The 14653-nt window shown below is 67.6% G+C and carries 17 protein-coding genes and 1 pseudogene; 10 read left to right on the top strand and 8 right to left on the bottom strand.

All coding sequences use genetic code 11. From position 1 onward, the window contains the following. The first annotated feature begins 5 nt into the window (after positions 1-5). The 3 genes from OG456_RS32150 to OG456_RS32160 all read left to right on the top strand — a co-directional run bounded on the left by OG456_RS32150 (position 6) and on the right by OG456_RS32160 (position 3708). Complete coding sequence (locus OG456_RS32150; RefSeq protein WP_266567153.1) at positions 6-785, top strand: SDR family NAD(P)-dependent oxidoreductase; 780 nt, start codon at positions 6-8, stop codon at positions 783-785. Between the two features lie 84 nt (positions 786-869). Continuing rightward, positions 870-2291: an MmgE/PrpD family protein gene (locus tag OG456_RS32155; protein WP_266567155.1), complete on the top strand. Its 1422-nt coding sequence runs from the start codon at positions 870-872 to the stop codon at positions 2289-2291. A gap of 127 nt (positions 2292-2418) precedes the next feature. Further along, positions 2419-3708: an MFS transporter gene (locus OG456_RS32160; RefSeq protein WP_266567157.1), complete on the top strand. Its 1290-nt coding sequence runs from the start codon at positions 2419-2421 to the stop codon at positions 3706-3708. Positions 3709-3744: 36 nt separating this feature from the next. Here the strand turns inward: OG456_RS32160 and OG456_RS32165 are convergent. Further along, positions 3745-4584 (bottom strand): annotated as a pseudogene (locus OG456_RS32165) (IS5 family transposase). 359 nt (positions 4585-4943) lie between these two features. Here OG456_RS32165 and OG456_RS32170 point away from each other — a divergent pair. The 6 genes from OG456_RS32170 to OG456_RS32195 all read left to right on the top strand — a co-directional run bounded on the left by OG456_RS32170 (position 4944) and on the right by OG456_RS32195 (position 11010). Beyond that, positions 4944-5243, top strand: coding sequence for a YciI family protein (locus OG456_RS32170; protein ID WP_266567159.1), 300 nt, complete (start codon positions 4944-4946; stop codon positions 5241-5243). A gap of 140 nt (positions 5244-5383) precedes the next feature. Continuing rightward, positions 5384-5551 carry a hypothetical protein gene (locus OG456_RS32175; protein ID WP_266567160.1) on the top strand — a complete coding sequence of 56 codons (168 nt, stop codon included), beginning with the start codon at positions 5384-5386 and terminating at the stop codon, positions 5549-5551. A gap of 36 nt (positions 5552-5587) precedes the next feature. Next, positions 5588-6628, top strand: a complete 1041-nt coding sequence (locus OG456_RS32180; protein WP_266567162.1) for a zinc-binding dehydrogenase — start codon at positions 5588-5590, stop codon at positions 6626-6628. Between the two features lie 39 nt (positions 6629-6667). Next, complete coding sequence (locus OG456_RS32185) at positions 6668-8002, top strand: MFS transporter (protein ID WP_266567164.1); 1335 nt, start codon at positions 6668-6670, stop codon at positions 8000-8002. A gap of 61 nt (positions 8003-8063) precedes the next feature. Continuing rightward, positions 8064-9530 (top strand): aldehyde dehydrogenase, encoded by a 1467-nt coding sequence (locus OG456_RS32190; RefSeq protein ID WP_266567166.1) that lies wholly within the window; start codon positions 8064-8066, stop codon positions 9528-9530. 64 nt (positions 9531-9594) lie between these two features. Next, the gene (locus OG456_RS32195; protein WP_266567168.1) at positions 9595-11010 is read left to right on the top strand and encodes an MmgE/PrpD family protein; all 1416 of its coding nucleotides are present in this window, start codon (positions 9595-9597) and stop codon (positions 11008-11010) included. Here OG456_RS32195 and OG456_RS32200 read toward each other — a convergent pair. The 7 genes from OG456_RS32200 to OG456_RS32230 form a co-directional block, all read right to left on the bottom strand. Beyond that, entirely contained in the window at positions 11004-11165 is a 162-nt protein-coding gene (locus OG456_RS32200) for a hypothetical protein (protein WP_266569572.1), read from the bottom strand. The two genes, OG456_RS32195 and OG456_RS32200, sit on opposite strands and share 7 nt — an antisense overlap. A 175-nt stretch (positions 11166-11340) precedes the next feature. Further along, positions 11341-11475: a hypothetical protein gene (locus OG456_RS50555; RefSeq protein ID WP_323136368.1), complete on the bottom strand. Its 135-nt coding sequence runs from the start codon at positions 11473-11475 to the stop codon at positions 11341-11343. 407 nt (positions 11476-11882) lie between these two features. Continuing rightward, on the bottom strand, positions 11883-12335 hold the full coding sequence (locus tag OG456_RS32210) for a TetR/AcrR family transcriptional regulator (RefSeq protein WP_266567170.1): 453 nt from the start codon (positions 12333-12335) through the stop codon (positions 11883-11885). 135 nt (positions 12336-12470) lie between these two features. Further along, positions 12471-12785 (bottom strand): hypothetical protein, encoded by a 315-nt coding sequence (locus OG456_RS32215; RefSeq protein ID WP_266567172.1) that lies wholly within the window; start codon positions 12783-12785, stop codon positions 12471-12473. Next, complete coding sequence (locus OG456_RS32220) at positions 12782-12958, bottom strand: hypothetical protein (protein ID WP_266567174.1); 177 nt, start codon at positions 12956-12958, stop codon at positions 12782-12784. The genes OG456_RS32215 and OG456_RS32220 overlap by 4 nt, the downstream gene beginning before the upstream one ends. Continuing rightward, positions 12955-13143, bottom strand: coding sequence for a hypothetical protein (locus OG456_RS32225; RefSeq protein WP_266567176.1), 189 nt, complete (start codon positions 13141-13143; stop codon positions 12955-12957). Before OG456_RS32225 ends, OG456_RS32220 begins: the two co-directional genes overlap by 4 nt. 126 nt (positions 13144-13269) lie before the next feature. Continuing rightward, entirely contained in the window at positions 13270-13605 is a 336-nt protein-coding gene (locus tag OG456_RS32230; RefSeq protein WP_266567178.1) for a carboxymuconolactone decarboxylase family protein, read from the bottom strand. A 152-nt stretch (positions 13606-13757) separates the two neighbouring features. Between OG456_RS32230 and OG456_RS32235 the strand changes: the two genes are divergently transcribed. Beyond that, on the top strand, positions 13758-14651 hold the full coding sequence (locus OG456_RS32235) for a helix-turn-helix transcriptional regulator (protein WP_266567180.1): 894 nt from the start codon (positions 13758-13760) through the stop codon (positions 14649-14651). Positions 14652-14653: the final 2 nt, after the last annotated feature.

Raw genomic sequence — 14653 nt, forward strand, 5'->3', positions numbered from 1 at the left:
CACCCATGTCTGGACGGCTCGACGGCAAGGTCGCGATCATCACCGGAGCGGCGCGCGGCCAGGGCCTCGCCGCGACCCGCATCTTCCAGGCGGAGGGCGCCAAGGTCGCCATGCTGGACCTCGACGGCGAGAAGGCCGCCGCGGCGGCAGGGGAGCTCGGCGTGCCCGGGCTGCTTCCGCTGGCCTGCGACGTCGCCGACGCAGCGAGTGTCCGCACGGCGGTGGCGCGCGTCATGGAGGAGTTCGGCCGGATCGACGTCCTCTACAACAACGCCGGCGCGAACTTCCGCAAGCCCGGACCGCGCGATGACTCCCAGGACGGTCCCACGATCGACCTCACCGAGGAGCTGTTCGACAAGTCCATCGCAGTCAACCTCAAGAGCGTCTTCCTGATGGGGAAGTACGTGCTGCCGCACATGATCGAGGGTGGCGGCGGATCGGTCATCAACATTGCTTCCCTGGCCGGGCACTGGATCGGCGCCCCCAACCACGCCTACACCGCCGCCAAGGCGGGCGTGATCGGCATGACCCGGGCCGTGGCCCAGACCTACGGCGTCAACGGAATTCGCGCCAACGTCATCACGCCCGGCCTGATCCAGACCGAACTCGTGGCGAACATCCTCGCCGATGAGGCCTGGCGGGAGAGCTACGCGCAGGGCACCCCGCTGCGCAAGCTGGGCGAGCCCGAGGACATCGCGCGCGTCGCCCTCTTCCTCGCCTCGGAGGACTCGGCGTTCATGACCGGCTCGGTGCTGACCGCCGACGCGGGCTACATGGTCCGGTAGTCCGCCAATCGGCCCCCTCACGGTGTTCCGGCCCGGGTGCGGCCGGGCCGGAACCCCCCGCACACATCGAACCGGAGGAGACACATGACGCACTCCACCAGCGTCTCGGACCATCCCGACGAACTGTCCAGCGTTCTGGCCGAGTTCGCAGCAGAAGCCGTGTACGAGAAGCTGCCGCAGCCCGCCGTCGACGGTGCCAAGAAGTCACTCCTCGACACGCTCGGCGTGATCCTTGCCGCCAGCGGGACCGAGCCCGCGGCGCGCGCCGCCGTCGACGTCGTCAGGGATGCCAGTGGGCAGCCGCAGGCGACCGTCCTCGGCCACGGCTTCCGGACGTCGGCGGTCATGGCGGCCTTCGCCAACGGCGCCATGGCACACTGCCTCAACTTCGACGACCAGACGCCGTGGGGCCAGCACTCCGCCACCTCCATCGTCCCCGCCGCCCTCGCCGTCGTGGAGCGGCAGGGCGGGATTCCTGGCAAGGACCTGATCGCGGCCGTCGCGGTCGGACAGGACCTCTTCACCCGGCTGCGCAGGCACGTCGGCTGGCGTCAGGACTGGAACCTGTCGTCCGTTATCGGTGTCCTCGCGGCCACCGCCACGGCCGGACGGCTACTGAACCTCCCACCCGACCGGCTCGCCCACGCCTTCAGCTTTGGTGCCATCCAGTCCGGCGGCTTCATGGACATGGTGAGCGGTCCCGGTAGTGAACTCGGCGGCATGTACGCCGGGTTCTCCGCCAAGGGCGGCGTACTCGCCGCCCTCCTCGCGCAGCGGGGGGCCAAGGGCACCGACACCCTCTTCGAGGGGAAGAACGGCTTCTTCGCCACCTACTTCGGCGGCAGCTACGACCGGGAGAAGATCCTCGAGAACCTCGGTGGCGACTACTACGGAGCCGCCACTCTCTACAAGCCATGGGCGGCCGTCGGCACCGCGCACAGCCACATCCACGCGACGCTGGAGGCCATGGCCCGCCACGGCCTGAACAGCGACGACATCCAGGAACTCCGCGTCTACGCCGGCGACTGCCATGAGGGACTGTGCGCACCACTGGACGCACGGCGGGCGCCCGCCACGCTCATGGACGCCCGATTCAGCCTGCCGTTCCTGGTGGCGATGGCCGCCGTGCACGGTGACCTGAAGGCAGGCGATCTCACGCAAGCGGCGCTGAAGAACGATCGTGTCCTCGATCTCGCACGCAAGGTCGTGACCGTGTCCGACCCCGCTCTCGACTGGAAGGACGAACTTCCCAGTGGGCGCGTCGGGATCGTCACCAGGGACGGCCGCCGCCTCGAGCAGAGTGGTGAGCACACGCCTGGCTCCGCCACCAGGCCGTTGACCTGGACGGACATCAGGGAGAAGTTCGCAAACTGCGCCGCCCTGGCCGCCGTACCGCCGTCGCCGGAGCAGATCGCCGCGACCCAGCGGGCAGCGGCAGACCTCGAATCAGCCGACGACGCGGCACACCTGATCCGCTCTCTCACCGAAACCCCGAACGGGCACTGAGTCTTCCCGGTAGCCCTTCGCCCCTCGTGAATGTCCTCGACAACAACGAAGTTGGACGGATCTCATGACCACAGGCGACACAACACCCACCCCTCCAGGTGTCGATGGCCCAGGCGTCATCCGCAAGGTGAAGCGATCCGTCCTGCCGATCGCGTTCCTGCTCTACATGTTCAGCTACATGGACCGCTCCACCATCAGCTACGCGGAGCTGACGATGTCGAAGGACCTCGGCATCGGCCTCGCCACCTACGCGGCGGCAGCGTCCGTGTTCTTCATCGTCTACGTGCTCCTGGAAGTACCGAGCAACATCATCATGGCGAAGGTCGGCGCCCGCGCCTGGCTCTCGCGCATCGCCGTCACCTGGGGCCTCGTAACCCTGCTCACCGGCTTCATCGCCAACACGACCCACCTGTACATCGCCCGGGTCGCCCTGGGCATCGCGGAGGCCGGACTCTTCCCGGGCCTCGTTCTCTATCTCACCTACTGGTTCCTGAGCCAGGACCGCAGCCGCGCGCTGGCCGGCATGGTGTTCGCTCAGCCTGTCGGACTCATCGTCGGCAGTGTGAGTGCCGGCCTGATCCTGGACCACGTCGACTGGTTCGGGCTTGCTTCCTGGCGGTGGCTGTTCGTCCTGCAGGGCCTGCCGCCGATCCTCCTGGGCCTGTGGACCTTCTTCCGCATGGCCGACCGCCCGGCCAAGGCCCGCTGGCTGAGCAGCGCCGAATCCAGCTGGCTCGACAACGAGATCAACGCCGACTACCAGTCCAGGGACGGCGCGGGCGCGGAAGGAGCCAGCCATCCCGAACTGCGCGCCATCAAGAACCCTAGGGTCCTCCACCTGGCCGTCGTGTCCTTCCTCGGCGGTGTCGGCACCTACGGCATGACCTTCTTTCTCCCGCAGATCGTCGCGCAGCTCGACCCCGGATACTCCCCCACCAACATCGGCTTCATCGGGGCCCTGCCCTACGTGTGCGCGGCGCTGGCCATGCTGTTCGTCGCACGCTTCTCCGACCGCACCGGCCAACGCAAGGCCGCGGTCATCGGCTGCCTGCTCACCGCCGTCGCGGGACTCGTCCTGACCATGGTCTTCCGCAACGTTCCCGTGCCGGGACTCATCGGCCTGTGCCTGTTCGCCATCGGCATCGTCTCGTACATCCCGCCCTTCTTCGCCCTGGCCACTGAAGTGCTCAGCCGTGCTCAGAGCGCTGTCGGGTTCGCAGTCATCAACTCGGTGGCCTCCCTCGGCGGGTTCGTCGGGCCGCTGCTCATCGGAAAGGTGGCCAAGGAGGGCAACACCGCGTTCGGCCTCATCGTGCCGGCAGTGAGCCTGGCCGTCGCCATCGTGCTGATGGTGTGTCTGCGGCGGGGCGGCGCCTCTGTGCATGAGGCTCCCCAGATCTCGACGGTGACCGGCTGAGAGGGCGTTTGATCTAGGCGAATTGACCTTTCCGTCCTAGTAAGTACCTCGCCAGGTTGGGGTATTCTCGTCCGTTATGCGCTTGGCGAGGTTGTCGATCGACGCGACGTGGATCATGGCCTCAGAGCTGGCAGTGAGGGTCTCGTAGTCGCGGGCGAGACGACGGTGCAACATGATCCAACCGATACTTCGCTCTACAACCCAGCGTCTTTTCACGACGTGAAATCCGCGAACTCCCGGGTTTCTGTTGACGACTTCGACGTCGATGCCCAGGTTGGCGCCGTGTTCGATGACGGCATTCTTGAATCCGGTGTCGACCCAGGACTTGGAGATGGTGGGGTAGGTCTTCTTGGCTTGGTCGAGGAGTTGTATCCCGACGGCGTTTTCGGAGAGGCTCGCGGCGGTGACGGTCACGGCAAGGAGCAGCCCGATCGTGTCGGTGAGGATGCCTCGCTTCCGGCCCACGATCTTCTTGGCGGCATCGGTTCCTTGGCTGGTCACGGGCACGTTGGTGGAGGTCTTCACACTCTGGGTGTCGATGACGGAGCCGGTCGGTTCGGGCTTGCGCCCCTCCTTCACACGGGCCAACCCCGTGAGGTCATAGTTGAGCTGGGCGAAGATGCCCTCGTCGCGCCAGGCCGCGTAGTAGAAGTAGACGGTGCCGTAGCTCGGGAAGTCGTGCGGAACGTATTTCCAGGGTATTCCGGTGCGGTTTACCTAGAGAATTGCGTTGAACGCGTCGCGGAGGTCGACCATGGCCGGCTTTCCGGTGGGCCTGCGGTCGAGCCGGGCCTTTCTCCAGGCCGTCAACGTCGGTTCGATTAGGGCCCATCGGGCGTCGGACAGGTCGCTGGGGTACGGCTTCCGTGCGGTCACGGCCCCACGTGATCAACTGCGGTCCGGAGGGCCGCGTTCCGGCAGCCTGTGGCGTTTCTGGGGTGCTCCTACGTCAGACGGAATCCAGTCATCAGAACCAGACAAGACGGGCGGCACCGTTCGCAGGGTCCAACGGAGCGTACCGATGGATTCCGGAGATAGACCGCAAACCTGGACCTCCAGCAAAGCCATTTCTCTGGCTAAACCTACGTAAACGCCCTCTGAGAGGGCGTTAAGTCCGCTTTTGGTGGCGGCCTCGTCCGGATTGGGTGAGGAACCCAGCGGGGGAGGCTTCCGCGTCCGGCCGGGGATCTTCGGATCCACCCAGAAAATTGTTGCCACGATGAAGGAGGGTATTCGTGCCGTTCGCAATCAGATTCACCGACCGTGACGGAGTTCGCGAAATGAAGAAAGCGCTCCGTGCGGAACATCTCGAATACGTCGAATCGAACAGGTCGCGCATTATCGTGAGTGGAGGCACGTTCCCTGACGATGGTGACTTTCCTGTCGGCGGGATCATCATCCTCGACGTCGACACCAGGGCGGAAGCCGTCGAATACATCGAGAACGATCCGTTCTTCGTGCACGGCATTTTCTCCGAGTATCTCGTCGAGCGTTTCGTCAAGTTCATATTCGACGGCAAGAGGGCTGCCGGCTAAGCATGGTTCCGCTGGCTTCGCTGGTACGGGATCTCCACCTGTGCCAGGACGGGCTGGGGCACGCGGCAGAACGGAGCCGCGATTTCTCCGCCGCAAGCGCCGCGTCGTCACAACCGCCTACTCCAACGCCCTCCGCACCGATGGCAGTTGTGCAGGTCACGCCGAGCGGCTGGGACGAGGGCAGCACAGCGCGGACGCAACAGCACTGGCCCCACCCATCGTGTCGGCTCCCTGATGTCTTCGGCTTCGTCGGGCTGCTGCTCATCGGAAAGGTGGCCAAGGAGGGCAACACCGGCTTCGCCGACTGACGATTCCGTCCATCCCAACAACCCTAAGGAGTAAGAATGAAGGGCGCAGTTTTCCTGGGCGACCGCATCGTTGAGCTCAGGGACTTCCCCGACCCGCAGCCCGGCCCCGGTGAGGTCGTCGTCGCCATCAAGGCGTCCGGCATGTGTGGCAGCGACCTGCACGTGTACCGAGAACAGGCAGGTCGGGCCACCACGTCCGGGGAACACATCAACGGACACGAGCCGGCCGGAGTTGTCCACGCCGTGGGCCCTGGTGTGCCATCGGACGCCGCCCGCGTCGGTGACCGTGTCATGGTCCACCACTACATCGGCTGTACGCGGTGCGACCACTGCCGGTCCGGCTGGCCGCAGATGTGTACCGGGCAGTCGTTCCGCGCCTTCGGCACTCAAGAGCACGGCGGACACGCGCCGTTCATGCGGGTGCCCGCTGCGGCCCTGGTCCCCCTCGATGACACGCTGAGTTTCGAGGCGGGCGCCGCCATCGGCTGCGGCACCGGCACCGCCTGGGGTGGCCTGGAGCGCCTCGGTGACATCGGCGGCAGGACGCTCGCCGTGTTCGGCCAGGGCCCGGTCGGACTCTCCGCGACCATGCTCGCCACCGCACGCGGCGCCCGGGTCGTCGCCATCGACCCGGAGCCGGCGCGGCGCGCCCACGCCCAACGATTCGGAGCGGTCGCCGCGATAGACCCGACGGCCGGCCAAGCCCCGGAGGCGCTACGGGAGTTGACCGGGGGAGACGGTGTGCCGCTGGTCCTGGAGACCTCGGGCGCCTCATCGGCGATCAGGGACGGAATCGCGGCCCTCGCACCGTGGGGGAAGGTCTGCCTGGTCGGACTCGGCGGTGAGGCCCGCTTCGGCACGGTCGACGTGCACCGCAGCCAGATGACCCTCATGACCTCCTGGACGATGTCCATCGTGCAGCAGCGCCAGTGCGCCGCCTTCATCGCCCGCAACAAGCTCCCGGTCGACGACCTCTTCACCCACCGCTGGCGCCTCGATCAAGTCGTGGAGGCCTACCAGGAGTTCGACCGGCAGGCAGCCGGAAAGGCAGCCATCGTCTTCGACGACGCCGCGTAGCAGACACCCCTCTACAGGGCCTCAACGAGGAGAGTCCGCATGACAGACGCAAGCGACCGACGAAGGATCATCGGTGGGTCCTTCGGCAACTTCGTGGAGCTGTACGACTTCTTCGTCTACGGCTTCTCGGTGCCCATCCTGGCCTCGCACTTCTTCCCAGCAGGTGACTCCACCTCAGGACTGCTCAGTACGTTCGCGGTCTACGCTGCCGCTTTCCTGATGCGCCCCGTCGGCGGCATCCTCTTCGGCCGGCTCGGCGACCGCCTCGGCCGGGTCAGGATGATGGTGGTCACCGTGGTGACCATGGGCGCCTGCACCATGGTCATCGGTCTGGTGCCGACCTACGAACACATCGGCATCGCAGCCACCGTGCTCCTGGTCGCCGCGCGCCTCGGCCAAGGCTTGTCGATGGGCGGAGAGACCAGCGGCGCCTACAGCTTCCTGCTCGAATCGGCGCCCGAGGGCCGGCGTGCCAGGTGGCTCGGGTACGGCGCCGCCATGGCTTTCGCGCCCGCCGCGATCGTCGGCCTCTTCATCGTGGGCCTGCGCAGTGCCATGGGCGACGATGTGTTCCAGGACTGGGGCTGGCGCATCCCCTTCATCCTCGGCGGTCTGCTCGGACTGATCGGAGTCCTACTCCGCGCACGCCTCAGCGACCCCGAGGAGTTCGTCGAGGCGCGGAAGACGGAACACGTCAAGGACCCGCTGCGGGCCGTCTTCAGGACCCAGCGGCGCACCATGCTCAACGCCGGACTGCTCTCCTCGGCCAACGGCCTTGTCACCTACGCACTCAACGGCTACCTGTACACGTATCTGCTCACCGTCGTCGGCCTGGACGAGATCCCGGCGCTGCTCGTCACCTCCGCGGGGATCGCGGGCGGCGCGATCCTGTACCCCGTGACCGGCGCCATGGCCGACCGCTACGGTCGCAAACCGCTGCTCATCGCGGGCACCCTCTGGACAGTGGCGGGCATCTACCCCGCCTTCGCACTCGCTTCCAGCGGCTCCGTCGCCGCCGCCTGCGGCGCCGCCGCCATCCTGATGATCGGCACGGCGCTCACCACCACACCACAATTCGCCGTCCAGACAGAGCTGTTCCCGACGTCGATGCGCTACTCCGGGCATGCGATTGCCACCAACGTCGGCAACGCACTCTTCGGTGGCACCGTCGCACTCATCTCGGGAGTGCTGGTGAGTGCGACCGGATCCTCCGTGGCGCCCGCCTTCTACATCATGGGCGTGAGCGTGTTCGCCTTCGTCGTCGTGCTGTTCACACCAGAGACGAAGGACTTCGACCTCCGGCACTCGCGCGTCAGGGCGCCCGGTGTGTGCCACGAGGACAGCTCGGTAAAGGAGCCGACTCAAGCTAGCTGACACCACGCTCGGCCCCACCTGATCAGGAACCAACCCCCACACCGCACCATGGAGGAACTCGATGCACCGGCACACCCGCTACGACCGTCTCTTCATCGGAGGTGAGTGGGTCGAGCCCGCGACCGCAGAGCGGATCGAGGTGATCTCCCCGGTAACGGAGGAGCCGATCGCTTCCATTCCGTCCGGTTCGTCGGCCGACATGGACCGCGCCGTGGCGGCGGCCCGTGCCGCGTTCGACGGCGGGTGGGCGACCAGCCCGATCGAGGAACGTATCGGCGTCCTGCAGCGGTTGCGCAATGCGATCGAGGCGAACAGCGAGGAACTGGCCCAGCTGATCACCCAGGAGATGGGCTGCCCGATCACGCAGTCACGCACCATCCAGGTGGTCGCGCCGCTCGGCGTCATCGACACCTACCTGCGCCTCGCGCGCGACTTCCGCTTTGAAGAGGTGCGGCGGTCCCTCAACGGGGCGGCGGCGCTGGTCACTAGGGAACCGGTGGGTGTGGTCGCCGCCGTGATCCCGTGGAACATGCCGTTGTCCATCGCAGTCCAGAAGATCGCACCCGCGCTCCTGGCCGGCTGCACCGTGGTGCTGAAGCCCTCGCCCGAGGCGCCGCTCAGCTCCTACCGTCTCGTCGAGCTGCTCACCGAGGCCGGTCTGCCGCCCGGTGTGGTGAACATGGTCCCCGCCGACCGCGAGGCCAGCGAATACCTCGTCACCCACATCGACGTGGACAAGGTGTCATTCACCGGATCCTCGGTCGCAGGCCGCCGCATCGCCGCCCTGTGCGGCCAGGACCTGCGGCGCGTCAGCCTCGAACTGGGCGGCAAATCAGCCGCGTTGATCCTCGACGACGCCGACCTGGACCAGGCCGTCGAGGCGCTGCGCCTCGGGTCCTTCCGCAACAGCGGGCAGATCTGCACCCTGAAGACACGCATCCTCGTCTCGCCGCGCCGCCACCAGGAACTGCTCGACCGATTCGTGGCCCTGGTCGAGTCTATGCCGCTCGGCGACCCCGGACGCCCCGAGACCCACATCGGCCCGCTGGTCAGTGCGCGTCAGCGTGGCGTGGTGGAGAAGTACCTGTCGATCGCCCGCGACGAGGGGACCAAGGCGGTGATCGGCGGCGGCCGCCCCCAGGATCTTTCTCGGGGCTGGTACGTCGAACCGACGGTGCTCACCGGGGTCGAGCCGGGCATGCGCATCGCGCAGGAGGAGATCTTCGGCCCGGTCGCCTCGGTCCTCACCTACGCCGACGAGGACGACGCCGTCGCCATCGCCAACCACTCCACGTACGGCCTGAGCGGCGCCGTCTTCACCACCGACACCGATCACGGCCTGGACATCGCGCGGCGGATCAGGACCGGCATGGTCGAGCTCAACGGCAACCCGTCCGGGCCCGGAGCCCCGATGGGCGGCTTCAAGGGGAGCGGTCTCGGCCGGGAGAACGGACCCGAAGGCCTGGCAACGTACACGGAGTTGAAGTCGATCGGCCTGCCACAGGACGTGGCGAACCGGCTCGCGTAAGGCCCCGACGGTCGCCCGCGTGAACAGCCCTGACGAATGAACCACCCCACACCGAGGTACACACATGGCCTTCCCGACCACCGACATCGTCCACCACTTGGCGGCGTGCGCTGCCGAGACCCGGTACGAGGACCTTCCGTCCGAAGCCGCCGAAGCGGCCAAGAAGAGCATCCTGGACACGCTCGGAGTGATCCTCGCGGCCAGCGGCACGGAGCCGGCCGTGCGCGGTGTCATCGACCTGGTCCGGGAGGGCGGAGGCCGCCCGGAGGCATCCGTCCTCGCCTTCGGCGGGAAGGTTCCCGCTATGGCGGCAGCGTTCGCCAACGGCGCCATGGCGCACTGCCTCGATTACGACGACCAGACCCCGTGGGGCCAGCACTGCTCCAGCTCGATCGTCCCGGCCGTGTTCGCGGTCGCCGAACGGCAGGGCGGTGTCCGTGGCGCCGACCTCATCGCCGCTGTCGCGGCCGGGCAGGACCTGTTCGCCCGGCTGCGCCGCAACGTCGGCTGGCGCAAGGACTGGAACCTGTCGACCGTGCTGGGAGTATTCGCCGCGACCGCGGCGGCGGGCCGCGTCCTCGGCCTGCCCGGCGAGCGCCTGGCCGACGCCCTGGGCATCGCGAGTATGCAGTCCAGCGGTGTCATGGAGGTGGTCGCGGGAACAGGCAGCGACCTGCGAGCCATGTACGCGGGATTCTCCGCCAGGGGAGCGGTCACCGCGGCCCTCCTCGCCCAGAAGGGCATCACAGGTGTCCCGGACCTCTTCGAAGGCGAACACGGCGTCTTCCGCACATACTTCGGTGGCACATACGACCGCGAGGCCATCCTCGGCGAGCTGGGCACGGACTACCAGGGCGGCGGAACGCTCTACAAGCCCTGGCCCGCGGTCGGCACCTCCCACAGCCACATCCACGCCACCATCGGCCTCATGGCCGACCACGGCCTGGCCACGGACGACATCGACGAGATCCGCGTCCATGTCGGTGACTACCACGACCTGATGTGCCGCCCGCTCGACGCCCGACGCGCCCCGTCCACGCTCGTCGACGCGAAGTTCAGCCTCCCGTTCCTGGTGGCCGTCGCCGCCGTCCGCCGCACGGTACGGGTGTCGGACTTCCTGCCCGAGGCGCTGCGTGACACCGAGGTACTGGACGTGGCTCGCAGGGTCGTCCCCGTACCCGACAAGAGCCTCGACTGGACGATGGAACTCCCGCCCGGACGCGTGGAGTTGCGGCTCCGCAGTGGACGCGTCATGACCCGAACCGGCATAAACGTACCCGGCAGCACCGAAGCGCCCCTGACATGGGACGACCTCACCCGCAAGTTCGAGGATTGCGTGGCCGTCGCCATGACCGCGCCCTCCGTTCGGCAGGCCCGTATGACGGTCCGACTGGTCCGTGATCTCGACACGTCCGATGACGCCACGGAGATCGTCCGTGTTCTCGCCGCGGGCCAGCGCGACGCCACAACCGGTCACTGACCGGGTTGCGGAATCTCCCGGCGGAGCAGGTAGTCGACGAACGCGAACGGCGATCGGTCCGGGGTCCAGCTGGGTACGTAGATGGTGTCGTCACTGCCGCGCAGAGCGACGAGTGCCGTCGGCTTCTGCCAGCCGGCTGCGGAGCCGGTGGCCACGAGACGGAGCTCCACGGGCAGGTCTGCCGGATGGCCTCGCGTGCCAGGCGGGTAGCTGAGGTAGACGGCCACGTCGCTGGCCGGATGCACGCCTGCTGCAGCGGATGCAGTTGCTCGCCGTCTGCGAGGGCCTCGACCGTGGTGACCTCGGCCCCGCCCAGGTGCACCGCGAGCGTCAGTCAGACGCTCTGCGGGGGCCGTCGACGAGGACCGTGCAGGCGCCACTGGCACCGGCGTTGCAGCCCTTCTTCGAGCCGATGAGGCCGAACTGCTCGCGCAGCAGGTCGAGCAGCGAGGCGCGGTTGTCCACCGTCACCGTCCTCCGGGTGCTGTTGACTGGCAGGGTATACGGGCTGGTGGCACCGTTGCGGCGGCGACCTCCTCGAGGTCGGTCAGTAGTGCCCCCGGCCACTCCGCCCGCCACCACTCCGCCGACCGCTGAGGGGGCGGCGAGGACCGGTGTGCCTGCTCGAGCCGGAAGAGGCTTTGTTCGGCTCGGGGGAGGGCGGTACGGCTGATTCAGGCAGTTGTATGGGCATGCAGACGCCTCTGCGTTGCGGACGAGACGACTGAGCGGGCGCAGCGCTGGTTGCCGACTGGGCAGTCGCCGACGGTCGAACTGTGAGTCTCGAAGCACCAGCCCAACCCGCGGCAGGGAAGGAATCTTCCCCCCTTTGGCTGGGACAGGATGCGTACGGCCGGACCCTAAAGTGTCGGCTACGCCTTGAGCCCGTCGATGCGGAACGACACGAAGCGGCGCCAGTCGCCCGCGCTCTGGATCACCTGTGACGTGGCCCAGAGCAGCATCATCAAGTCCTTCACCCTGAAGTCCCGGCGCAGCCTGCCGGCGTCGTGGGCGGGCTCGATGATCCGCGAGCTTTCCTCGAGACAGGTGCGGCATGCCGCCCCCACGTTGTTGCTGACTGGGATCCGCTCGCCCATCGCGTCGTTGAGGCCGCGATCCTCCGCCTGCAGGGCGAACAGTCCCTCCAGATAGCCGACGAATTCCTTCCAGGGGTCCGCGGCGTCGAACGCGGCCTGGTGGTTCCGGCCGACCGCCGCGATGCGCTCGGGAAAGATTGCGTCGTAGAAGTCGTTGCGAGTCGGGAAGTGGTTGCAGAGCGTGCCGATGCTCACGCCGCCGCGGCGCGCGACCTCGTCGAGCGGCACGTCCAGGCCTCGCTCGGTGAACAACTGGGCGGGGCGACCAGCAGTTTGTCGCGGTTACGGAGGGCGTCAGTGCGCGGAGGTCTGGACTTCGGTGGCATTCGGCCATCGTATGAAATCGGCAACGCACTCAAGTTTTCATGAGGTCGAGGCAGTGAAGACGCCCTCGGCGCGGTCGCGTTCGGTGAACAGCTTCCAGGCGCACTCGGCGAGGTCCTCCGGATCGAACGTGGGGAGCGCCGCGCCGGTGTCCCCGTAGGCCGAAGTGGCCTCATAGGTGGCGCTGCGTTCGATCATGCCGCCGATCGACAGGGCGTCGGCATACACACCAGTACTCTCAAGCCCCGCGTTCAGGGTGAGCGTGTAGGTGCGCACCGCACCTGCCGCCGCCAATGGCGCCGTGGGGCCGAACGCGGGCAGCGGCTTGTGAGTGTTGCCCCCGTTGGCGATCAACTGCCCCCCGCGCCGAGCTCGATCATCCCCGGAATCACCTTGCCGGTCACGTCCACGGCCGGCAGCACGTGGGACTCCATCATGGAACGAACGTCGGCCGCGTCGGTCTCGGTGATCGAGGGGGCCGCGGCGCCCGGCGTCGGGGGCCGGCCCGTGGGGCTGCGCCCGATCACGTCAAATTCTTGGTGAAGGAACCGTCGAGCTTGTCTAAGAGAATGAGGTCCTTGCGGTCGTGCAGGTCGACGTGGTCCGCGTCCGGGACGATCCATCCGTGCCCTGCACGAACGGGGCGGCGATCAGCACGGGCATGCTCGGCGAGAATGCCGCCGGCGGCCGACGCCAGAACGAACAGCCCCATCCCCGCCAGGAGGAGCCGCTTCGCGCCAATGCGGTCCGGCAGGGACCGGCAGGAGTGGTGCAGTGCGGCGAACAGGGCGTACCGTCGACAATCCAGTCGATGCGGCGGCCGCGCCTGGGGGCCTGCTCAGGGCTGCTGCTCGACGAGGCTCTTCAGCACGCTCGTCGCTCCCATGCCGTTGGGCCAGCCGGAGTAGAACGCCAAGTGCAGCAGGGCCTCCTGCAGCTCCTCGTCGGTGACGCCGTTCTGGCGGGCGAACCTGAGGTGGAACTGCAGTTGGTCCATCTTCCCGAGAGCGGTCAGCGCGGAGATGGTGACGAGGCTGCGGTCGCGCTTGGACAGGCCCTCGCGCTCCCAGACCTCGTCGAAGAGAACCCTGTCGGTGTAATGGACCATCCCCGGTGCGAAGTCGCCGAAGGCGTTCTTCCCGCCGCTCCAGCCGGTGCTCTTGTTCTCAGCCATGATCTCTCCCTGTCCACGTCGACGTGCGTCGATCGATCTCTGTAGGTGCAATGCCAATGACATCGCCGCACATGCCGAGCGAGGGAGTCTCCGGTGAGGGGCGTACTGGCAGGGCATCCCTCACAGTGGCTTCGCGCCTTAGCGTGGAACGCATGGACGCCAGGAACGAAGCACGGGAGTTCCTCATGTCCCGACGAGCGAACCTCACTCCCGAGCAGGCTGGCCTGCCGGTCTCCGGGCACCGGAGGGTGGCGGGCCTGCGCCGCGGCGAGGTGGCGATGCTCGCGGACGTGAGCCCGGAGTACTACGCCAAGATCGAGCGCGGCCACCTGGCGGGTGTCTCCGACGCCGTCCTGGAGTCGCTCGTACGGGCGCTGCAGCTGGACGACGCCGAGCGCGAGCACCTCTTCGACCTCGCCCGGGCGGCCAATGGCGCGGCCCGGCCCGTCCGCAGGCGCAGGTCGAAGAAGTGGGTGCCCAGGGACAGCCTGACCCGTGCGCTGGAGACCATCGCCCTCGGGCCCGCGTTCGTGCGCAACGGCCGGATGGACGTCCTCGCCACCAACGCCCTCGGGCGCGCCTTCTATGACGAGGTGTTCGACGGTCCCGGGCAAGGAAACCTGGCGCGCTACTGCTTCCTCGACGAACGGGCCAAGGCGTTCTACCCGCACTGGGAGGCGGCCGCGGACGTCACCGTGTCGATCCTGCGCACCGAAGCCGGCAGGGATCCACGGGACAAGCAGCTGCACGACCTGATCGGCGAGCTGTCCACGTGCAGCGACGAATTTCGCACCCGGTGGGGAGCACACAATGTGCGCCGCCACGGATCGGGCACCAAGGAGTTCCACCACCACGAGGTCGGCGACCTCACTTTGACTTACGAGGGGATGGAGCTGACCGCCGAGCCCGGGCTGTCCTTCCTGATCTACACCGCCGAGCCCGGCTCGCCCAGCCAGGAGCGCCTGCAGCTGCTCGCGAGCCTCGCCGCGACGTCCACGGCGGGATCGCACCGGAGCGGGCACCCGACCACGATCCAAGAAAGTTGACC

This window comes from Streptomyces sp. NBC_01446, assembly GCF_026340095.1.
Lineage (GTDB): Bacteria > Actinomycetota > Actinomycetes > Streptomycetales > Streptomycetaceae > Streptomyces > Streptomyces aureus.